Origin of the sequence: Nocardioides immobilis (assembly GCF_003515065.1) — a bacterium.
Classification (GTDB): domain Bacteria; phylum Actinomycetota; class Actinomycetes; order Propionibacteriales; family Nocardioidaceae; genus Nocardioides; species Nocardioides immobilis.
In genome coordinates this window covers 389,911-411,163 of the sequence record NZ_QXGH01000010.1, presented here as the reverse complement: position 1 = coordinate 411,163, position 21,253 = coordinate 389,911, and the positions used below count along the sequence as shown (strand labels likewise).

Sequence of the window (21,253 nt, the reverse complement as noted above, 5' to 3'; positions counted from 1 at the left end):
GATGGTGTCGTAGCGCTGTTGATATCCGATCACGAACCCGGAAAGCAGCCCGGCCGGGTAGTTGAGTGTCGACTTGTCTCGCTCTCAAAGTGGTCGGGCGTCAGGGTGTGGGGGCGGCCCGCGGTCGCACGTACGCTGCATCGGTATATGTCAGCCGCGCATGATCGCTAGGGGTCGATGCGACCCCGTGACACGCCACGCAGGGAGCGCGGCAGCACTGCGCTCCGTTCGCCAGGCAGACCGCCTGGCGAGCAGCGACTGCAGGCGAGTGCCTCGTACCTGAAGGCCGCCGCTACCACTGCTTCCGCTTGTTGGCTCTCGGCTCGTCACCGGTCGATCCACGTTCAAACCGCGGCGAACGCTGGGTCTTCGATCAACCGCCGAATTCGGTTCAATAGTCGCGAGAGCTCCGACGCATCGAATGGCGCAACAACGCGCGCCGTCAGCACAGCGATGCTGCGAAACACCAACGCCTCAGCACCTGTGGCATCGCGGCGAACGACGGGCCGGCGTATTGGTACACCGAGATCGAGCGCAACTGTGACGTCGGATGCCGGGTGCGTATTCGTATACAGCAGCCTGTCAGCGCCTGAGCACGTCAGCGATACACGCAGCACATCGCCGTCGGCGCGAACGCCCCCCGCGGCCGCCTCCGGCAACGTTTCGACGGCGTCGAGCGCGATGCGCACGTTGTTGAGAGACATCCGATCCGCGTCCTCAAGGACCCGCGGGGCCGAGCCCGGATGGACGAGGAGCACGTCGATTGCCGGGCCAGCCTTGGTGCGTGCGGAGGCCAGCGTGGTGGCTTTCAGTGCCGAAACGGAAGCGACCACGACGCGGCTTATCGCGTCCCGGAGGCCGGACTCGTCGCCTTCGGCAGTGACCAGCCTGGTCAGGTCAAGTTCCACCGCGGCAAAGGCCGAGTGGTGACATCCACAGTGTGCGTCCGCTTCCCACTCCTGTGCGAACGGGTGGGTTGCAGTCCGTTCGCGATCAAGGTCTGGAAGGGCATCCGGAACGCCTCCTCCCCGCTCTCCGCCGAGGATCTGAGCAACTGGAACGGGCTGGGCCCGGGCCCCGGATGACTGCGGAGCACCGTTGTCTAAGTCGCGCGGCCTCCCGAGGGGGCCGGGCACTCGGGCAGGTTCTGAAAGTGGCGGCAGCTTGAGCAACGGACGCTGCCGCGCGAGTAATGGAACTAGCTCGGAAGGTTCCGGCCCGCGCCTCACGGGCTTCAGCTCCGGCAATGGTTCAAGCACCCAAGGGCGTTGCATCTGCTCAGTCACGACAATTGTCGCCCTTCAGTCTCGGGCAGGGGGTCGTTAGGGTGCGGGTCGAGTGGGTAGATTTCGACCGTCATGTAGGGCTTGAGCGGAAGGGTCTGAAGGACGTCTTCAAGCGCAGCCAGGTCGGGGGCGCACCACAGCCCGACATTCGACCATCCCTCGGGCAGGCGCCACAGCCTTCTCAAGGTGCCCGCCGCGGCGAGCGCTCGTGCCTGCGACGCCTCCGCCGCCCGAAGAGCCGCCAAGCTCTCCGGGGGCACTCCGGCAATACGGATGTGGACAAGGAACTCGTGGGAGCTCATCGCCCAAGAAGCTTCCGCACCAGGTCGGCGACGTCAGAGGCGTTGGGGATCAGCACCTGCTGGAGGTTTGGCGCCGACGGCATGCGAACGTCGGGGGTCGCTAGCCGGTGAACCGGGCCGGCTAGAGTCTCGAAGTGCCGCTCGGCGATGCGCGCGGCGATCTCGGCTCCGAACCCGCCAGTCAGTACGGCCTCGTGCACGACTAGGACATGACCGCCCGCTCTCCGCACAGCGGACGCGATCGCTTCGTCGTCAAGCGGCCTGAGCCAACGAAGGTCCAGCACCAGCGCCTCGATGCCTTCGCCGGCAAGGATCTCGGCAGCCTCGAGGCTGGCTCCGACCATCGATCCCCAACTGATGATGGCTACATCGGAGCCGTCGCGCTGGACGCGAGCCCCACGAGCCAGCTCCGACGGAGAGCCGAGTCGAACCTCCCCCGTGTTCTGGTACATGGCTCGATGCTCGATCTGGACCACGGGATCTGGGTCATTGATGGCCGCTAGCGTCATAGCGTAGGCATCCTGAGGTGTGCTGGGCATGCCCACCTTGATGCCCGGGATATGGCTCAGAATCGCCTCGATGCTTTGCGAGTGCTGAGCACAGGATCCGGGCGTGAACCCCTGCTGCATGCGGACCACGAGTGGCGCGGAGAGCTTCGACCTGTTCACGTACCGAACGTTGGCGGCCTGATTGACGATCTGGTCGAGCGCCACGAAGACGAAGTCCGCCCACATGATCTCAACGACGGGGCGGAGACCGTGCATGGCAGCCCCGACAGCCGAGCCCAGGATGGCCGCTTCTGCGATCGGAGTGTCGAAGACTCGTTCAGAGCCGAACTCCTTCTGCAGGCCGCGGGTGACTCCGAAGATGCCTCCGGCAACTCCTACGTCCTCGCCGTAAACGATGACCTCGGGACAGTTAGTCATCGCCCATCGAAGAGCCTCATTGACCGCGCGGAAGTACGGGATCTCCTTGACGTTGACGTCCCCTTCCGCGCCGGCCAGCCCACCCGCTGGGTCGGGGCCGTAGAGGTGACTCAGCGCCGTGTCGGCGGACGGTGCGGAGAGGCCCCGTACCTCCTCGGCGAGGTGCGCGACCTCGGCCTTGACCTCCGCCTCGATGGTGGCCGCTTCCTCAGCCGAGATGGCACCCATCTCTCGCATCCGCAGGAGCGGATCCTCCTCCGCGGCCGCGTCGATGTCGTCTTGGCCCCGATAGTGCTGAATGTCCTTGTTGTAGTGGCCAGACAAGCGCACCGTCTTGCACTCGAGGAGCACCGGGCCCTCCCCACGGCGGCACTGTTCAGCCGCTCCGGAGACGGCCTCGCAGACTGCGACCGGGTCCCCCCCATCGACAATCACGCTCTCGATGCATAGGCCTTGGCCGCGACGCGCAAGGTGTTCGCCACGCGTCGTGGTGCCGATCGGGGTCATCTCCGACCAGCCGTTGTTCTCGCAGAGGAAGATCACGGGAAGGTTCTTTGCCGCGGCGAAGATCATCGCCTCGGTCGTAGAGCCCTGATTCATCGCGCCATCTCCGAGCGAGACGATCACCACTCGGGTCTCCCCTGCGATCTGGCTCGCCAGCGCAACTCCGGTGCCGATCGGCAGGTGAGCGCCGATTATCGAGTTCTCGCCGAGGAACCCGACGTCAGGATCGCTCAGCATTGGCGAACCCGCTCGACCGCCGTTCACGCCGGCCTCGCGCTGGGCGATCTCAGCCATCAGCCCACGTGGATCAGAACCACAAGCCAGAGCCCACCCATGGCCTCGATACGTTGCCAGGACACGGTCCTGCGCCTCGAGAGCTGCCATCGCGCCCACCGGGATGGCTTCCTGGCCCAGGGCGAGATGGACCGAGCCCACGACTTCGCCCTCGCGTCCGAGTTCGAGGACCTGCTCCTCGAACGCCCGGATATATGCCATACGTCGGTACGTGTCATTGGGCGTCAGTTCGTAGCTCATCAGCACTCGATTCTTCGTTCTTGCAGTCGCGTAGCCGACGACAGATTACAACAATGTCGAGGCCTCTTCAACAATGTTAGAATGCGAGCGTGGATCATCCCCCGGCGTGGCACGATGCGCCCATGCGACAGACGGAGCGGCGGATTGCGTCGGTGTCGAAGGCTTTCGACGCCCTGACGTACATCGCTGGCAGTGAGGTCGCGGTTTCCGCGCGCGATCTCAGCCAGAGGATGGGGCAGCCGCTGGCGACGACCTACCACTTGCTCAACACCCTGGTCCTCGAAGGTGCGATCCTGAAAGGACCGGACCGGCGGTATCGTCTCGGTCCTCGAATCGGCTACTTGGGAGCCGCCTACCTCGACCAAGGTGAGCCGACCGACGCACTTGTTGGCCCTCTGCGGGAGCTAGCGGCGGAGACCGGTGAGACTGCCTACCTGTCGGTCTGGAGACACGACGAGATCGCGGTAGTGGCGACGGCCGAAGGCAGCCACGCAGTCCGCGTCGCCCAAGTGAGCCCAGGCACCTGTGGGCACGCCCACGCGAGAGCATCCGGCAAGTTGCTCTTGGCTCATGCTAGCGCCAGCGCTCGCCGCAGGTATCTCGACACCCACGAGCTCGAGCCGATGACGCCGAACACGATCACCAACTTGGATGATCTCAATCGTGAACTCGCGGTGATTCTCGACCGTGGCTACTCAACCGATCATGAGGAGTTCGTGATCGATGTGTCGTGCGTGGCCGCTCCGATCATGGTTGCTGGACACACGCTCGGAGCCTTGACGGTATCGTGCCCAACCGCGCGATTTGTAGAGCACGAACAGTCGCTGACTCAAGCAGTCAAGGTCGCCGCCAACCGCGCCGGACGTGCTCTCGACTCAACCGGTCACAGGGAGGCTTGACCTCGCGCCTGCGAGCCGACCCGCAAGGCGCGGTCTCGGATCCACGGGTCATGCCATACCGACGGCCTGGGACGACAGGCCATAGAGTCCGGGTGGCCCGAGCGCCGGAAGCTCGGGGCCACTCCGCGGAGTCCGCGCGTTCCGGCGGGCGTCCACGCGCCACCGCCGATGATCGTCGCGCAAGATCCGGCGCTAATCGGTCCACCTGAAACGCTGATCGACACTGCTGCGAGCAAGAAGCTCGATTGTCGAGACGTCGGCTGCCGGACGACTATGAAGCTGCCGCTGCGTCGGCGGCGCTGAAGTCGCGCCAACTGCTCACGTTTAGGCCGGCTTCATCGCTAAGATGTCCCTGTAGCTGGTAGCGGCCTTCGATGGACGGGATCGGGACGTAGAAGAACACGCGGTCCTGGCCGAGGCCCGCGAGCCGTACCGTTCTGGTGCTCTTCCAGGACTCCTCGCCATCGCTGAGTAGTCGGAGCCCGACCTGTCCCTGCCACGTCTGCGGCAGATCATTCACCACTGATACCGGGATCTCAGCGAGGGCGCCGGTGGGCAGGGCGGATTTTGCGAAATCCACCATAACCCCCACGGGGTTCAGGGCGTCCCTCATGTATTCGACAAAGTAGGGGTGGAAGTCCAGCGTATCCAAGTCAGCGAAATTGTCGGGACTGAATGCGCCCGGCTGTCCGGAGGCCAAACCACATTGCTGCAGGATCCCAGCAACAGTCCTGTTGGCGCGGAGGAACTCGGTCTGGGCCGCCAGCAGGCGGGCGCGAGCATAGAATCGCTGGTCCGCCGTGTCGGTTGGCCAGCCATACTTCGGGAGACGGCGGTAGATCGGAGCCGAAAGAATGCCAGGAGAACCATCGCGGCAGAGCCAATTCCATCCATACTCCGAAGTGAGAATCGCGTTGCCGTGCGAGTTCGGAGCGTGGTTGACCGACATCACGACCCGCTTGTCCAGGAACGCCTGCGCAGGGTCGCTGATCACGAGAGGGGTCTTGAAAGTCGTGTCGAGGCCGGAAGTGTCGATCGGGGTCTCGCGAGAAGCCCAACTAGCCTCCGGGTACCAATGCGCGTCGTAGAAGTCGTTCGGATCGAGCTCTCCACCCCACCCGTTTCCCCACGGACGGCGCTGCAAATCACGATCGCGCACAGCTCGAACCGCATCGCCGGTAACCGGTGTAGGGCATTCGCACTGCGAGCTGAACGCCACCACACTGGCATTGTTCGCGCGTGCCTCGATCCACTCGCGGTACTCCACAGCAAGGTGCTCGGATGTGAGTTCCTCCGGCCACGGAGTGCCCCTCATAGCCTCTTCCCAGCGCTCCGAACTTTCCTGCAGTTCCTCACCAAAGGTAGGTGGGGTGCCTTCCGGCGACTTGGGTGCAACCATTGACTCTTGGATCGGATAGAAGAGCGGGAACTCGTCGAGAATGAGGATGCCCTCTTCGTCAGCAACTCGATACCACATGTCGGGCGGGAAGCCGATCGAGTTCCTTACGATGTTCCAGTTCATGGACTTGAAACGACGGTAGAGCTTCCGCACCCAGTCCTCGTCCCAAGGCTTCGTCGAGCGATCCGGATCTTCGAAAGTGCGGTAGATGATGACGTGCGCACCTCTAAGGAAGTAGATATCACCATTCAGCAACGCGCGATTCAGGTCAGGATCAAAGGTGAATGTGCGCATTCCGAAGCGTGCGTTCGCAGAATCGCCTGGGGTATTGACTACTACGTTGTAGAGGAACGGATCCTCCGGCGACCAAAGTCGGACTTCGTCCAAGGGGACGGTCATCTCGATGTCGCGCTCTTCCCTCGGCCCCATCTCGAGAAGGTCACTGCTGGCTGACCCCCGAGCTCGACCGCTGCTTGCTTCAGTGACAGCGCACTCGACCGCAAACACGCGTCTGCTCGGACCATTAACGATGCTCGCGACGACCGTGACGCTGCCCTCATCCAAGTTCGGTCGCGTTCGAATCAGATTGATGTACGGAAACGATGTGAGCATCAACTCGACAGAATCGAAGATGCCAGGGAGTGACCTGTGTAGCTCCATGTCCCAACCGGTGGTGATGAACGCAGGCGTCGCGTCCCGTGTTGCACCGACCCGGATCACAACCTCGTTCTCCTGGCCGTCAGCCCGCAGCGCTGTGGTCAGATCGAAGTAGCCCGGCGTGAAGTTCGGAAGGTGCTCGCCGACCTCGATATCGTTGACGAACACCTTCGTTCCGAAGGTCGCCTTGCCCACCCGCAGGACCGCTCGCTCAGGCGCTGGGCCGTCGAGCACGAACGCACGCCGGTACCAGAAGGCCTCCCGGGCATCGTCGGGCAAGCCCACCTTCTCGAAGGACGGTTCAGCGAGATCAACCAAGCCGGGCACTGGAACCGAACTCGGAAAAGCGGATGGACGCGTATCGAACCGTCCTTGAGCCAGTCCCCAGGTGCCGTCCAGCAAGAGTGTTGTTCGCAGACCGGCGGAGTCAGTTGTGACCTCGATGTCTTCATTCTGAACGTTGTTCAACTACTTGATCCTCACTAGTGGGCGTAATCGGCTGATCCGTGGATCCCACCGAGCTCTGCGCGGTGCGGGTGGAACCCCTTGACAGCTATCGCGGGAGGGACAGTCGGTGACGGTGTCGCCGACTCGACCGCTACAGACGGGGATCGAACATGTACTTGAGGCCGTCACCGCCCCGGCTGTGGGCGAATACTTCGGGCCAGTCCCGCAGAGCGGAGACGTTGGTGATGATGGGGTCTGCCGCGATTTGGCCGCTCGACAGCAGGACCAGCGCACGCTCGAGGGTTCGGGGTGCGGCCGCAAAGCTCGTGACAAAGGCAATGTTCTTGAGGCAGAACTGATCCATGTCAGTCTGGACGCTCTTGCCGAAGATTCCAAGCTGGACGAGCGTGCCGGACTTAGCACAGGCCGCCAGGCCAAGGTTGATAGCAGCGGCAGCGCCAGCGCACTCGATCACGACGTCATAGCGCTCCTCGACGTCACTTGGCTCCACCTGCGCCGTCAGCCCCAACGTGGCAAAGCCCAGCTGTTCGGCCACGGCTAGCCGGTAGCGATCTTTGGCGGTCCCAAGAACGGTGACTTGTCCGCCCGCCATCCGCGCGACCTGCGCTGCGAGGAGACCGATGGTTCCCGGCCCAGTGATTAGGATGCGGTCACCGGGCGCAACGACGGGCCTGTCCATCAGCGCCCCCAGGACGCAGGCCAGGGGCTCAGCGAGGGCGGCCTCAACCAGGTCGAGTCCCTCCGGTACCCGATGGAGATTCACCTCGGGCACGACGACGAAGCGAGTGAACGCTCCGTCCGCCTGGCGACCAATGGCTCGCCGATTCGGACACATGTTGCGCTGCCCGCGGAGGCAGTAGCCACAGGTCCCATCGGTGATGAGAACCTCGGCGACGACGCCTGCGCCGAGCCAATCCGTCGAGACGCCGGGACCGCAGTCGACGACCGTTCCGCTGAGTTCGTGGCCCATGACGACAGGCGGTGTCGTCGGCCACTCGCCGTCGAGGATGTGCAGATCCGTCCCGCAGATACCGGCTGCAGCTACCTCCACACGGACCTGGCCAGGTCCCGGCGGCGGAGTCGTAACATCTCTGATCTCGACTCCTCCCGCGCCGGTCCGAGTCTTCACAATCGCCTCTGCCACGGTAGGTACTCCTGAACTTAAGTTGGTCATCGAAAGTCTGCTAGGGGCGCTCCCCGCCGTGCACATTCAGCCAGGAGGCGCCGACGTTGTGCGCGAGCCCGAGCGGCTGGCACACGATCGTGGTTTGATGTTGGTTTCGCTCGATCACGCGATCCTGACGTGGAGGCGGCGCCTGACAGATCCAGCTGCGATGGGAATCAGCGCGGCGAGTAGGACGAAAATTCCCTGGAACCAGTACTGCCACGCGATCGTCAGGGACAGGAATGTCAGGGCGTTGGTCACGGTAGCCAGAAGTAGTCCTGCGACCGCCACCGCAACCGAGGATCCCGAGCCGCCGAAGATACTCACGCCCGCGATCACCACCGCCGTAACCGACACGAGCGTGAACTCCTGCCCCGAGTTCGGGTCAGCGGTCGTGGTCGACGTGTACAACGCGATCCCCGCGAGAGCTGACAATGCACCAGACGCGACGAGTGCAGCGCACCGGGCACGTGGGACGTTGACGCCCATCCGGTTTGCCTTGACGGCATCGGAGCCCGTTGCCCGCAATCCTCTGCCCATTCTGGTGCGCGTCACCACGAACTGCACAACCAATGCTACGACGATCGCGATCACTAAGACGAGGGGGACGTTGAGGATCATCAGACCGACGAGTTCAGCGACCTCGTCGGAAACCGCGAACGTTGGCTCTGGTCGAAGGATCTGTGCGATACCTACGATCCCGATTGATGACACCAGGGTCGCGATAACCGAAGGTATCCCGATGGCTGTGACCAGCAATCCGTTCAGCATTCCCGCGCCAGCTCCAGCGACCACAGCGACGAACACGCCCACGATGAAGTAGGCGGCACCCTGGTCGGCGAAGAATGACAGCACGACGCCGGCCGTAGCGATCACGGACCCGACACTCAAGTCGATGCCGCCTGTCATGACCACAAGGAGTTGGGCGACCCCTACCAGAATCATGACGGATGCAGCCACGAGGAGTTGGTTGACGTTGAGCGGATTCAGGAACGAATCCGATGCCGCCGTGGTCGCTACCGCCAGTGCGATCGTGAGGGCTGCAAGGACTCCGCCCTGGGCCTCGCCTGCAAACCTCCATCGTCGGCGACGAGGGGAAACGGTCAGTCCGTCGGCGCCATGGTCGCGTTGCGACATGACTGCCGTTCCGGTGATCGCGCGTTCGGTGACGTCGCTCCCCTCGAGGACTGCCTGGACGCGGCCTCTCGAGAACACCACAACGGTGTCGCAAAGACCCTCAAGTTCTACCGCGTCGGTCGAGAGCACCACGACTGCGACGCCCGCCTCGGCGAACTTCCGCAGAACGCTGTAGATCCTTACGCGGGCGCCGGCATCGACGCCTTGTGTGGGATCCTCGACGAGCAGGACTCGTGGGGACTCGAGCCGCGTCCGGGCCAGCAGGACTTTCTGCTGGCTTCCACCCGACAACGTCGCGACCGGCGTCTCCAACGAGGCGGTCTTCACGGCAAGGTCCGCCGTGGCCTCGCGGGTGAGGTGGTACTCCCGTCGTTTGTTGACGATACCGCCTGGCATCGCGGTGGAGAGCGAGGGCGCGACCACGTTCTCGCGCACGGACATCTTGCCGAACATTGCTTCGCCGAGCCGGTCCCCAGGAAGGAACACGATTCCGGCCTCGATCGCGGCTCGGGGCGTATGACGGTCGACCGTTTGATTGCCGACCGCAATAGTTCCGGAAACCGGGCCTCGTCCAGCGAGCGCGCCCAAGAACTGCCGCTGTCCATTTCCCTCGACGCCAGCGAGCCCGACGATCTGCCCGGGTTTTACGTGGAAGGACACGTCGGTGAAGCCGAGCCCGGACAGGCCGTCGACGCTCAGCAGCGGAGCGGCGGCGACGCTGGGAGGAGGCTTCGCAGGAAAGGTCGTTTCCAGCGATCGGCCGATAATCAGCTCGACGATCTCGTCGGCGGAGTAGTCGGCGACCGACCCGCGCCCCACGACTTGCCCGTCACGAAGAACAGTCAGGTCGCGTCCGATCTCGACTACCTCCGGGATCCGGTGGGTGATGTAGACAACGCCTACCCCACGAGAAAGGAGGTCACTCACGCGATCGAAGAGCCACTGCGTCTCCTCGGGTCCGAGCGCCTCCGTCGGCTCGTCGAGTACCAAAATCTTGGGCTCCGACGCCAGCGCGGCCGCGATCTCGACGAGATGCGCTTCGCGCTGCGAGAGCGAACCAACGAGAGCGGTTGGATCGATCGTCAGCCCGAGCGACCGGAAGTGTGCTGTCAGCCAGTCGTTCGCACCGGCGCGGGTCGGCCGCTTCGAGTCTGGGAGAAGTTCGAGAACGCAGTCAACGACGGACAGCGCGGGCGCCAAGGCTGGCGTCTGGTAGACGATCGCCAGGCCCGCGTTGCGCGCGTCTCTGGGTTGGATCCGCGCGAGTTCCTGGTTGTCGAGTTTGATCGTCCCCGCACTCGGGACGACCGACCCCGCGGCGATGCCGACGAGAGTGGACTTTCCTGCGCCATTCTCGCCCAGTACGGCGTGCACCCTTCCGGGCAGGACCGTGAGGCTCACTCCGGCGAGCGCTTTGACGCCCGGATAGGTCTTTTCGATGTCGCGCAGCTCCAGCAGTGGCTGCGGCGTCAACGAGTCACCTGCAACGCTCATTCGAAGACGCTCTTCATCTCTTCAACTGTCAGCAGAGACGACGGAGTCGCATCCGACGGGGCGCCAGCGACGCAGGCCTCCTCGGGAGTCATGCTGCCATCCGTCCGACCAGTCGAATCCTCGAACAGGCCGAGCTCGAACCGGGACGGCTCGTGATTCTCCGTGCCCTGGAATGCGGCCAGCCCCTTGCGGAGTCCCACCCGGCCAATCCAGGAGCGGGAAGAGACCGTCGCCAGTTCGTAGTCCGGGTTCTCGGACTGGAGGTTCGCGAAACCGCAACTGAGATCGTTCTCATCGGTAGTCGCGATCGGCGGCAGCGCAACGCCAGCGGCTTCGTATGCCCGGATCGCCCCCGCGGCGGTAGCGCCGTAGTCCGTGATGATCCCGTCGATCTGGGAATACTTCGAGAGAAGTCCGCTCATGGTCTGTTGGGCCTGGGCGGGGTCCCAGTTGGTGGTGGCAGGTGTTGTCGTGAGGAGGTCAACCTGGGGGTTATCGGCCAAGACCTCGGTGATGCCCTCCATGACGGCGTCGGTGACGACGTTCCCCGCCGGACCACCGAGGACTACGACATTGCCGCCTTCCTCACCCAACTGCTCCACCATCCACGTCGCCCAAGCCGTGCCGAGCGATTGCGGGATCCAGTCGACGTAGTCGAGATAGTCCTCGCCGACTTCGCCCATAGGGTCCACGGCGATCGGAACCACGATCGAGCCAGCGTCGGTCGCCTTCTTCATCGCTTCCAAGCTGCCGCCGGCGCTGGACGAGATGACGATGATGTCGACACCCTTCGACGCCATGCTGATCAGGGCTGAGTTCTGGGCCTGGATGTCAGTGCGGGCGGCCTGATACTCGACCGACTCGATGTTGTCGCACTTGGCGGCCTCCGACTCGACCTCTGCGCGCATCGTCTTACCCCAGCTGTTGATCCCGACGCCGTCAATCAGACCCACGGTGACCGGCTCGTCTCCGCACATCGTCGTAATGTCAGCGAACTGGTCCGCGGTTCCGACCGTCCCGATGCTGACCTGGTCAGGATCGACCTTGGCAGACTCGCCGGAGCCCGACGTTGAGCAGCCCGCAACCGCAGCCAGTCCGAGGACAGCAATGGCGCTTGTGGTGAGGCCCCTGGGACCCAGATTCTTCAAGTTCATTCTGATTCTCCTTTGACTCCGAGAACTATCTTTTGAATACGCGGAAGACGGCAGCGCCCTCGAACGCGTGCGATCAGTTCACCCAGTTCCATTTGAGCGATAATGCAAGCACCGATAATGAGAGCTTGAATGAGATTCTGGACCGCGCTTGTTTGCGTGAAGGTCTGCACTAACTGATTGAGCTGACCAAGGAACAGAGCGGCCAGGGCGGTGCCAGCGAGATACCCGCGCCCGCCGGTCAATGCTGTCCCGCCGAGAACCACCGCAGCAACCGAGGGCAATAGATAATTGTCGCCGACGCCCGCGGTAGGCGATCTCAGCAGCCCAGCGAGGAGCACGCCAGCAAAGCCAGCAAGGAGCGCGGAGAGCCAGTATGCAGAGATGATATGCCGGCGGCTCGATATTCCAATGATCTGTGCGCTGGTTGCATTCTCGCCAACAAGCTCGAACCTCCGGCCCGCCCGAGTTACTTTAAGAATCATCTGCCCGACGAGCGTGATGGCGATCGCGATAATCGCAAGCACGGGGATGCCGCCAAGTTGGCGGAGCGCGAATGAACTCAACTCCGCAGAGCCCTTGACGGCAGCGCCTCCGGACACTTGCTGCACCGCGCCCACCATCAGAAGGCTTGTCGCGATCGTGACCACGATCGGCGGTAGACCGAACACCGCAATGACCAAGCCGCTCAGAACGCCGAAGAGCGACACGATGCCAACCGCGAGAACGATCGCGAACGTCACGCCCATCTCGGGGTCTGAGCCGTATCGGGCCGCGAGCACCGCGCCCAGCGAGATCGCCGCCCCGACCGAAAGGTCGAGCCCACCCTGCTGAATCGTCAGCGTCTGACCGAGGGCGACGATGGTGGTGATCGCCGCGAACGGAAGCATGGAACTGACCGCGATGTGGTCGACACTGCCCGGCGCCAGGATCGGACTTGCCGCGAACAGGAGAACGACGGCAACCAGGATCCGGGTCGTCGGTGAAATGAAGACGACTCTGACAAGCGGCTGGTTATGGGGCGTCTCCGCGCGTCCCGCGACCTGACCGTCCATCACGGCGGTCATCCCAGCGCCGCCGGAGGCGACAAACGCGCGCCGCCGTTCGGCCGCGTCCGGACAGGCCGAGACCCTGCGCAGCGGTTGGGCGTCAGGCCCGCGGCGGCGGAACCGGAGCCGCTCCGGAAAAGCTTCACGATTGCTCCTCTGCACCTGCCGGTGGCGTCGAGCGACGACTCGAATGCCGGCCAAGTTCGTTCGTCCGCGGCGCGTCGGTGACAGCACCGCCGGGATCCTAGTTCGGTATCCCGAATTGGGATCCTGAATACATCCTGCACCGCCGTTTCCCCGCGTGTCAACAGTCACACCGGTCCGGATCTCGTCTCCTCCGCCTTTGCCGAAGCGGTGGGTTGCGTGCGCGGCAACCGACTCAGCGCGCCGGGTGCATCGGGGACGAGGCACTCGTCAGCTCGCCGGCGAGGTCACGCATTTGCGTCTGGCTTGCACCCGCTCTCGGGGGGGTGGATGGCGTTCGAGAAGGCGGACGCGACGATGGCGGCCTGGAGTCGGGCCGGTCTCGCGACAGGGGCCGGGCCCGCGGCGGCGCCGACAGCTCGTGACCGCGCCGCCGGCAACGGGCTCCCGGCCGCAACGATCACAGACTCCTCGGCGAACGGAGAGCGGGGCGGACGTCCGGCCGAGTTTCTGTCGTTCGATCACGAGTGCCTCTCCGAGCGCCTCGACAGTCCAGAAGCCGGCAGGTCGCGTGACTCACGTCGATGTTTGTCGACAGCAGGCCGACCCGTGCCGGATGGATCTCCCCCCGGACGCGAGCTGGCCCGTGTCAACGCTGCCGAAACGAGCCCGTGTGAACTCGAGCGTCCGCCGCGAGCCAGCCGACTAAGGACTGAGCGACTAGGGTCGGTGTCCGGGTCGGTGTCCGGTCGGAAACGACAACGACAGGCCGAAAGTGTCAGCCAACCGGAGCGCCTGGCACCACGCTGCGGTGCATCAACTGCATGTGCGACTAGTACAGGACCTCGTCGACGTGGCCGAACAACAAGGGAGCGCCTCCGCGCAGCGAGCGAAAATCAGCAACAACAGATCCCCCTGGCGACAAGAAGTGCGTAATGGCCGTCAGACCCCGTATCCACCGTCGACGTCGATCTTCTGGCCCGAAATGAACTTCGCCCGATCGGAGGCGAGGAAGGCGACCGCTTCGGCGATATCGTCCGCCGTCCCGAAACGACGGAGGGGGATGTTACTTCGCGCCATGGCGAGTGCTCGCTCGTCCAACTCCCCAGTGGAGATCAGTCGTTCCGCCATACCGTCTGTGAGCATGCCGGGGCCGACGCAGTTGAGACGGACACCGAAGCGCCCCTCCTCGGCCGCAAAACCGCGCACGAGCGACTCGATGGCTGCCTTCGGGCCGGCTGATAGCCCGTCACGGACGGGATAGCGCGAGGTGGCAGCGGTGGTAACTGCGACCACCGAGCCTGCGGACTCACGCAGCGCTGGCAGAGATCCGGAGATAACGTTGAAGAAACCCACCACCTCGGCGTCAAGAGCCTCTTTGAATTGGGCGGGCGGCACCTTGGACAGGTGGACCATCGGGATGTACGGGCCGGCAGCGTGGATGACCGTGCCGACCCCACCCCAGTCAGCGGTGACGCCGTCGATATAACGCTGCGTGACAACGGCGTCCTGCAGGTCGACAGCGTCGGCGCGCGCGCTTGCGCCCAGGTCCGTAAGTTCATCCACCAGCGCCGCCGCAGTCTCGGTGCGTGCTTTGTAGGTGAAGGCGATGCGGGCGCCATCGCCGGCGAGCCGGCGACAGATCGCGGAACCGAGACCACCCGTGCCTCCGGTGACGATGATGGGTCCAGGCGTGGATGGCGCAGGAGACGGCATGGACGGATCCTTTCGGAAGTCGGTGGTAGGTGGACCTGGAGCGGGTGTCAACCGCGTTGTCGGGCCGGCTTGATTCGACTCGAGCGGCTCGTCTTGACTAGGCGTCACGAGATGCTTTCATTTCACTTCCCAACGTGACGGTCCCGGGGCTGCCTGCGTCGCAGGTCCGTCACGCCACCGATTCCGGGCGGGCAGACCGATGTCCGCCTCGGCACTGGATCTCATCCACCCGATGTCCTTCCCAACGTCTTAGCTGATCTCGCCCATCCAATCCAAGTTGATGCTCAAGACTCTGCCCATCTTCCACTCACCGAGAGCTATGCACCTCTGAGCAAGGGCCTCATTGGATGATCCTGCTTCAGCCTCATCGCATCGCGTGGGTAAGAGTCCCCTGGAGTGGTGGGGTTTGAGGGACCACGGCGGGGCTGCCTGAAGTAGACGGCCATCGGCGGGATCTTCGGTGTGTAACGGCTAAGCACGCACCTGAAGGAGAACCACCGATGGCCTTGCCCCAGTCTGCCCTGTCCGAACTGCTCGAGGTGTTCCGCACCGGCGACGGCGTCGATCTGATCCGTGAGTCGGTCCGGGTCGTGATGCAGGAACTGATCGAAGCCGAGGCGACCGAACGGATCGGCGCCGCACCCTATGAACGCACACCTGACCGCGTGACCGAGCGCAACGGCCACCGGTCGCGGGTGTTGTCGACCAAGGCCGGCGACGTCGACCTGCACATCCCCAAACTCCGCAAGGGCTCGTTCTTCCCCTCGGTCCTCGAGCCCCGTCGCCGCATCGACCAGGCGTTGTACGCGGTGGTGATGGAGGCCTACGTTCACGGCGTCTCGACCCGCAACGTCGACGACCTGGTCGAAGCGCTCGGCATCGACTCAGGCATCAGCAAGTCCGAGGTCTCCCGGATCTGCGCCGGCCTGGACGAGCAGGTGGGTGCGTTCCGCACCCGGGCCCTGGACCACATCGAGTTCCCCTACGTCTACCTCGACGCGACCTACCTCCACGTCCGCAACACCACCGGGCAGGTGGTGTCGATGGCAGTGGTGGTGGCCACCGGGATCGCCGCGGACGGCTCCCGGGAGGTCCTCGGCGTTGATGTCGGCGACAGCGAGGACGAGACCTTCTGGCGCGGCTTCCTGACCGCGCTCAAGCAGCGCGGCCTCGGTGGCGTCAAGCTCGTCATCAGCGACCAACACTCCGGGCTGGTCAAGGCGTTGAAGCGGTCCTTCCAAGGCGCCGGCCACCAACGCTGCCGGGTCCACTTCGCCCGCAACCTCCTCGCCCACGTCCCCAAGAGCCACGCCGACATGGTCGCCGCGGTGTTCCGCACGGTCTTCGCCCAGCCCGACGCCGACGCGGTCAGCGCCACCTGGGACCAGGTCCGCGACCAGCTCGCCAAGAACTTCCCCAAGATCGGTCCGCTCATGGACGAGGCCAAGGCCGAGGTCCTCGCCTTCACCGCGTTCCCGCGGGCGCACTGGCAGAAGATCTGGTCCACCAACCCCCTATCCGTTAACCGGTCCTCAGAGGACACGTTCCCGTTAGCGGCGTGAGGTCCCTGCGGTGGCCTGCTGGCAGGTCAATGCTGACGGTGGATGAAGGGAAGCCGCGATGACGGTGTCGGCACAGGTTGTGGATGGCGAGCACTGTTTGGTCGGCGACTGGCCCGGGATCGGAGTAGGGAACGAGTTCCTGGCGCATCTACGGGCGCGGGCCTTCTCGCCGGCGACGGTCCGGGCCTATGCCTTCGACCTGGTCAACTTCGCCCGCTTCCTCAACGAGCGGGACGTCGCGCTGGGTTCGGTCGAGCCGATGGACGTCTTCGCGTGGGTCGACTGGCAGGGTGCCCGCACGCCGGCGTCGGGGAAGGTGGTCCGGCTCGCACCACGCAGTGCCGCGCCCGCGACGATCAACCGCAGGGTCGCCGCAGTGCGCGCGTTCTTCGAGTTCCTGGTGATGAGCAAGGTCTGTGCAGTGAATCCGGTCCCCGCACCGCGGCGGGGTCAGGGACTGCGGCCGACCGCCCGCGGCATGCTCGGCCATCTCGGCCCGGGTCGTGCACGTGGCGGCGGGCGTCTGGTGCGTGAGCAGCGTCGGCTTCCGGAGTCGCTGGATCTGGCCGACGTGCAGGCCTTCATGTCGGGGTTGCGGACCCATCGGGACCGGGCGATGGTGCTGGCGATGCTGCTGGGTGGCCTGCGTTCGGCCGAGGTACGCGGGCTTCTCCTGAAGGACGTCGACCAGGGACGACGACGGCTGCGGGTGGTTGGCAAGGGTGGACGGGAGCGGGTGGTCCCGGTCGACGCCGCGTTCTTCGCCGAGCTCGCCGCCTACCTGCGCCACGAGCGACCCCGCGGACTCACCACCCCGGAGTGCTTCGTGGTGCTGCGCGGCCCCACCACCGGCGCGCCGGTCAGCGAAGCGGGGCTACGGGCGCTGTTTCGGCGGCACCGGGACAACTCGGGAGCGACCAGGGTGCGACCGCACCGGCTGCGGCATACCTACGGCACCGAGCTTGCCGCCGCGGGGATCGACCTGCTGGCGTTACGGGAGCTGATGGGCCATGCCAGCCCCGAAACCACGAGCAGGTACGTGCACCTGTCGGTGGAGCATCTGGCTGCCGAGTACGCGGCCGCCCGCGCGACCCTGGCGGACCTCCGGTGAACACCGCCGTCGCCAGGAACGCGACCATGGCGGACCACGACTGGATGAGCGCCTACATCGAGCACTGTCACGGACTGGGGTGTAGTGACCGGGCGCTGCGGGACCGGCTTCGTAGTGCCCGCGGGTTCCTCGCCGCTCATCCGGATCCGTGGGCCTGGATGGAACAGCCGACCGCGGACCGGGTCGCCGAGCTGCGCCGCACCCGCGCGTGGCCCTTGCTGGTGTTCCTGATCGGCACCGGCCGGCTACGACTGGACCTGGAACTGGCAGCGGCCAAGAAACCTCACCGGGCTCGGCGCCATCGTCGAAGCCCGCCATGCCGAGGACTTCGACGCCGCCCGGGCAGCCGGCCTGCGGCTGGGCTGGACCCTGGCCTGGGTCGACACCGTCCTGGGTGAGTGTCTCGCCGTCGTCTTGGCCTGGCACGGCGGCACGGTCGCGGACCTCAGCCAGCAGGTGGTCACCGAGTTCGACGAGCAGTTGGGCCAGACGATGCAACTGTCGCGGTCCTCGCTGCGTGCCTACCGTGCCCGGCTGGCCAGTCTGCGGCAGCTGTTGTTCGAGGTCGGCGTCCATGACGCTCCGCCTCGGCGCCGGCCTTGGTCCCGGACGCTGGAGCAGCGTTTTGCCGAGGTCGCGATGGCCGAGGCGATCCGGACCGTATTGCTGCGCTACGTGCAGACCCGCGCGAGTGTGCTGCGCCCCCGTTCGGTGGAGTCCTTGGTCAACGACCTGTTGCCGTTCGCGGAGTTCCTCACCGCCCACCACCCCGACCTCACCACGCTGCGGGACTTGGAACGCCACCACGTCGAGGAGTTCCTGATCTGGAACCGGAGCCGCCCCTGGCGTGGCCGCAAGGCTCGTCCCCAGCCGGTGTCGGCGGCGGTCGCCCAGGCTGCCGTGCTCAGCCTGCGCAACCTGCTCGAGGACATCGCCGGGTGGAGTTGGGCCGAGGCACCGACAGGTCGGTTGGTGTTCGCCGCCGACGTCCCCAAGCTCGACCGGCCACTGCCACGAGCCCTTCCGCCCGACGTGGACGCCAGGCTGATGGTCGCCGTCGCCGACCTGCCCGATCGGTTCGCCCGGACCGGCCTGCTGGTGCTGCGCGGGGCCGGCCTGCGGGTCGGGGAACTCCTCGACGTCGAGCTCGACGCGGTGGTGGACTACGGACCGGCCGGGACCTGGCTTCGAGTCCCGCTCGGCAAGCTCGCCACCGAACGCTCCGTCCCGCTTGACGAGGCGATCCTGGCCGCGCTTGACCAGTGGGCTCAGCGGCGGGGCGTCCATCGCCCGATCCCGCACCCACGCACGGGCCGTCCTACCGACTTCTTGTTCACCGAACACGGCCGCCGGCTGGGCGCGACCCGGCTGCGCAACGGACTCCTCGCCGCCGCGGAAGCAGCGGGCCTGCGTGGTCCCGCGGGGCAGCCGCTGACGGTGACACCGCACCAGCTGCGTCACACCTATGCGACCGCGTTGGCCAACGCCGGGATGTCGCTGCAGGCGCTGATGGCGTTGCTCGGACACGTCACGCCGGAGATGACCATCCGTTACGCCACCCTGGCATCGCCCACCCTGCGGGGCGCCTACGACGAGGCGATGGGCAAGATGCGCCGCCAGCTCGCCCTGACCCCGGTCGGACGGCCCATCGTGCCGGACAAGATCTCCTGGCTGGCCAGCGAGATGCTCAAGACCCGCGTCGCGCACGGCTACTGCTCCCGCCACGAGTCCCAAGGCCCCTGCCCCTACGCCAACATCTGCGAGACCTGCGACAACTACACCCCGGCCGCCGAGTTCGAGCCGGCGCTCACCGACCAACTCGCCGACGTCCGAGCGCTGCAGGACGACGCCGAAGAACGTGGCTGGACCGCCGAACAAGAACGACACCGGCACGTCGCGACCGCCCTCGAGGGGCACCTGAACAGCATCCGGCCAAGATGAAACGACCGGCGCACAACCTTGACCCCACCACGAGGGCCGGATAATCGAGCGGGTCAACAAGGAGATCAAGCGCCGCGCCCGCGTGGTCGGGATCTTCCCCAACCCCGCGTCCGTGATCAGGCTGGTCGGAGCCGTGCTCGCCGACATGCACGACGAATGGCAAGCCGGCGACCGCCGCTACCTGTCCGAAGGATCCATGGCGCTGCTCTACCCCGACAGCGATACTGGTTCCATCGCCGCGATCGACAGCGGCGAGTAGGCACCGAGGATCACCTCAAAGCCCACCACCCCGCGGGACTCTGTCTCGCGTGGTCAACGCAATCGAGAACCAACCGCATCTGGTCTGGTAAAAATCCGTCGCCTACTGTCCCCGATCAGGCAGTCCGCGACGTTCCGCACCTCGCGAACGATGACCTCAGCATGGCTGCCGATCGTCCCGACCCGCCACGTGGGACTGGTCCGTCGCGGATCCAAAGCCTAGACACCGGATGTCTCGGAGCCAGGCTGAATCGAGGTCTGACACGCTGCGACCCGCGCCAGGTCGGCTTCCCCTGCCACTCCCTGCGGGCCGCGAACGCCGATTTGACCTCGCTCTGCTCGTCGTCGGCGCCAGCGTGGGCGTTCACGGGCGAGTCGCCGCACGTGCGTCGCCTGGCGCACGGTCACGGTCTCGCCGCCCAAGTCGCCGCCTCGTTTTCGGCCGGGCCCTCGCGCTCGGGCAACTGCCGCAGCGCCTCACCGGCGCGCTTCTCGGTCTCGGCCACCGCAGCATCGCGCTCACCGATCGCGACCATGACCCGCTCGACCAGGTCGATCACCGCACGTTCGCGCTCGTCGCATTCCCGGCCTTCTCGATGCCGACTCGGCTGCTGCCTGACCGTCTGTTGATTTCATCCGGTCCTCACTCGCGCCGACGTGGAGGTTGACAGTCACCCACGACACTTGTCAGACCCCGAGCGATCACATCAGACCCCGAGCGATCACACCAGAACGAACTTCCTTGCCCCCGACCCAAGCCAGCCGAGCCGGTCCGACTGCGCGCCGCACTCGCCACCCGCCACCCTCAGCGTTCCCCAGCCTTCCTCGACCGACGAGGTGTCACATACCTCTTGGGTAGAGGACGCGCCTTGGTCGAATCCTGGATCGCGCCGACTCCTATTGAGGCAGACCCGCGCGGATCAAGCCATCCATCGGTTGAGGGTCTCCACGACACAGCCTGGCTTGGCAGATCCCTCGATGTGGGCGGTAATCCGGATCGTCGCCTGGACGCCGCCCGGGACGTCGTCGCAAGCCAAGATCTCGGCGGCTCCGCGGATCCGCGATCCGACCGTGACCGGAGCCGGGAACCGAACCCGGTTGGCCCCGTAGTTCACGCCCATCCGCACAGCGCGGACGACAACCAACTGGGGCAAGAAGAGATTGCACAGCGACAACGTCAGATAGCCGTGCGCGATGGTCGACTCGAAGACCGAATCCTTGGCGCGCTCGGGGTTGACATGGATCCACTGATGATCGCCGGTGACGTCGGCGAAGGCGTCGATCCGGGCCTGGTCGATCTGCAGCCATTCGGTCGGACCGATGACCGCGCCGACAGAACCCCGGAGGTCCTCGAGACCCTCGACCACCAGCGGTGGGGTGCTGCACAGGCGAACATCCGGTGCCTGCGCCTTCGTCTCTTCAGGAGTCAAGTCTTCCCTCTCGCGTGTCGCTTCAGTGCCCTCGCGTTCCGACACCCTGGCCATTCCGCCAGCAGAAGCGGTCCCTGATCACGTCCGTTCCCGCTGAACGGGAGGCGACACTGACGGATC

14 protein-coding genes and 2 pseudogenes are annotated in these 21,253 nt (G+C 65.3%); 5 read left to right on the top strand and 11 right to left on the bottom strand.

Annotated elements, in window-relative coordinates:
- Positions 1-344: 344 nt before the first annotated feature.
- From D0Z08_RS05615 to D0Z08_RS05605, 3 genes are all read right to left on the bottom strand, one after another.
- Entirely contained in the window at positions 345-908 is a 564-nt protein-coding gene (locus D0Z08_RS05615) for a hypothetical protein (protein ID WP_118923455.1), read from the bottom strand.
- A gap of 374 nt (positions 909-1,282) precedes the next feature.
- A complete protein-coding gene (locus D0Z08_RS05610; RefSeq protein ID WP_118923453.1) occupies positions 1,283-1,588 on the bottom strand; it encodes a muconolactone Delta-isomerase family protein in 306 nt (101 codons plus the stop codon).
- Positions 1,585-3,552 (bottom strand): alpha-ketoacid dehydrogenase subunit alpha/beta, encoded by a 1,968-nt coding sequence (locus D0Z08_RS05605; protein WP_220454062.1) that lies wholly within the window; start codon positions 3,550-3,552, stop codon positions 1,585-1,587. Before D0Z08_RS05605 ends, D0Z08_RS05610 begins: the two co-directional genes overlap by 4 nt.
- 89 nt (positions 3,553-3,641) lie before the next feature.
- Here D0Z08_RS05605 and D0Z08_RS05600 point away from each other — a divergent pair, with 89 nt between their 5' ends.
- The gene (locus D0Z08_RS05600) at positions 3,642-4,451 is read left to right on the top strand and encodes an IclR family transcriptional regulator (RefSeq protein ID WP_147381330.1); all 810 of its coding nucleotides are present in this window, start codon (positions 3,642-3,644) and stop codon (positions 4,449-4,451) included.
- Between the two features lie 271 nt (positions 4,452-4,722).
- On the opposite strand, the gene D0Z08_RS05595 is transcribed toward D0Z08_RS05600, so the two are convergent.
- The 6 genes from D0Z08_RS05595 to D0Z08_RS05570 all read right to left on the bottom strand — a co-directional run bounded on the left by D0Z08_RS05595 (position 4,723) and on the right by D0Z08_RS05570 (position 14,831).
- Complete coding sequence (locus D0Z08_RS05595) at positions 4,723-6,975, bottom strand: glycoside hydrolase family 2 protein (RefSeq protein WP_147381329.1); 2,253 nt, start codon at positions 6,973-6,975, stop codon at positions 4,723-4,725.
- Positions 6,976-7,105: 130 nt separating this feature from the next.
- Complete coding sequence (locus tag D0Z08_RS05590) at positions 7,106-8,119, bottom strand: zinc-dependent alcohol dehydrogenase (protein ID WP_182481171.1); 1,014 nt, start codon at positions 8,117-8,119, stop codon at positions 7,106-7,108.
- 144 nt (positions 8,120-8,263) lie between these two features.
- Positions 8,264-10,771 carry an ATP-binding cassette domain-containing protein gene (locus D0Z08_RS05585; protein ID WP_118923443.1) on the bottom strand — a complete coding sequence of 836 codons (2,508 nt, stop codon included), beginning with the start codon at positions 10,769-10,771 and terminating at the stop codon, positions 8,264-8,266.
- The gene (locus tag D0Z08_RS05580; RefSeq protein WP_118923441.1) at positions 10,768-11,925 is read right to left on the bottom strand and encodes a substrate-binding domain-containing protein; all 1,158 of its coding nucleotides are present in this window, start codon (positions 11,923-11,925) and stop codon (positions 10,768-10,770) included. Before D0Z08_RS05580 ends, D0Z08_RS05585 begins: the two co-directional genes overlap by 4 nt.
- The gene (locus D0Z08_RS05575; protein ID WP_147381328.1) at positions 11,922-13,205 is read right to left on the bottom strand and encodes an ABC transporter permease; all 1,284 of its coding nucleotides are present in this window, start codon (positions 13,203-13,205) and stop codon (positions 11,922-11,924) included. Before D0Z08_RS05575 ends, D0Z08_RS05580 begins: the two co-directional genes overlap by 4 nt.
- 852 nt (positions 13,206-14,057) lie before the next feature.
- A complete protein-coding gene (locus tag D0Z08_RS05570) occupies positions 14,058-14,831 on the bottom strand; it encodes an SDR family NAD(P)-dependent oxidoreductase (protein ID WP_118923437.1) in 774 nt (257 codons plus the stop codon).
- Positions 14,832-15,331: 500 nt separating this feature from the next.
- Between D0Z08_RS05570 and D0Z08_RS05565 the strand changes: the two are divergent.
- The 4 genes and pseudogenes from D0Z08_RS05565 to D0Z08_RS05550 form a co-directional block, all read left to right on the top strand.
- Positions 15,332-16,348: pseudogene (locus tag D0Z08_RS05565) on the top strand (IS256 family transposase); the annotation flags it as partial.
- 103 nt (positions 16,349-16,451) lie between these two features.
- Positions 16,452-17,504 (top strand): tyrosine-type recombinase/integrase, encoded by a 1,053-nt coding sequence (locus D0Z08_RS05560; RefSeq protein ID WP_118923435.1) that lies wholly within the window; start codon positions 16,452-16,454, stop codon positions 17,502-17,504.
- A 414-nt stretch (positions 17,505-17,918) separates the two neighbouring features.
- Complete coding sequence (locus D0Z08_RS05555; RefSeq protein ID WP_220454061.1) at positions 17,919-19,445, top strand: tyrosine-type recombinase/integrase; 1,527 nt, start codon at positions 17,919-17,921, stop codon at positions 19,443-19,445.
- A gap of 46 nt (positions 19,446-19,491) precedes the next feature.
- A pseudogene (locus tag D0Z08_RS05550) lies at positions 19,492-19,704 on the top strand (transposase); the annotation flags it as partial.
- Between the two features lie 403 nt (positions 19,705-20,107).
- On the opposite strand, the gene D0Z08_RS31935 reads toward D0Z08_RS05550, so the two are convergent.
- Together D0Z08_RS31935 and D0Z08_RS05545 are read right to left on the bottom strand one after the other, a co-directional pair.
- The gene (locus D0Z08_RS31935; RefSeq protein ID WP_182481170.1) at positions 20,108-20,263 is read right to left on the bottom strand and encodes a hypothetical protein; all 156 of its coding nucleotides are present in this window, start codon (positions 20,261-20,263) and stop codon (positions 20,108-20,110) included.
- A gap of 360 nt (positions 20,264-20,623) precedes the next feature.
- Positions 20,624-21,187, bottom strand: a complete 564-nt coding sequence (locus tag D0Z08_RS05545; protein WP_118923433.1) for a MaoC family dehydratase — start codon at positions 21,185-21,187, stop codon at positions 20,624-20,626.
- Positions 21,188-21,253 lie beyond the last annotated feature (66 nt).

Bases quoted from the DNA above. Each gene is read 5' to 3' on its own strand.
- D0Z08_RS05610 (WP_118923453.1), bottom strand. From the start codon at position 1,588: ATGAGCTCCCACGAGTTCCTTGTCCACATCCGTATTGCCGGAGTGCCC.
- D0Z08_RS05605 (WP_220454062.1), bottom strand. From the start codon at position 3,552: ATGAGCTACGAACTGACGCCCAATGACACGTACCGACGTATGGCATAT.
- D0Z08_RS05585 (WP_118923443.1), bottom strand. From the start codon at position 10,771: ATGAGCGTTGCAGGTGACTCGTTGACGCCGCAGCCACTGCTGGAGCTG.
- D0Z08_RS05580 (WP_118923441.1), bottom strand. From the start codon at position 11,925: ATGAACTTGAAGAATCTGGGTCCCAGGGGCCTCACCACAAGCGCCATT.
- D0Z08_RS05570 (WP_118923437.1), bottom strand. From the start codon at position 14,831: ATGCCGTCTCCTGCGCCATCCACGCCTGGACCCATCATCGTCACCGGA.
- D0Z08_RS05560 (WP_118923435.1), top strand. From the start codon at position 16,452: ATGACGGTGTCGGCACAGGTTGTGGATGGCGAGCACTGTTTGGTCGGC.
- D0Z08_RS05545 (WP_118923433.1), bottom strand. From the start codon at position 21,187: ATGGCCAGGGTGTCGGAACGCGAGGGCACTGAAGCGACACGCGAGAGG.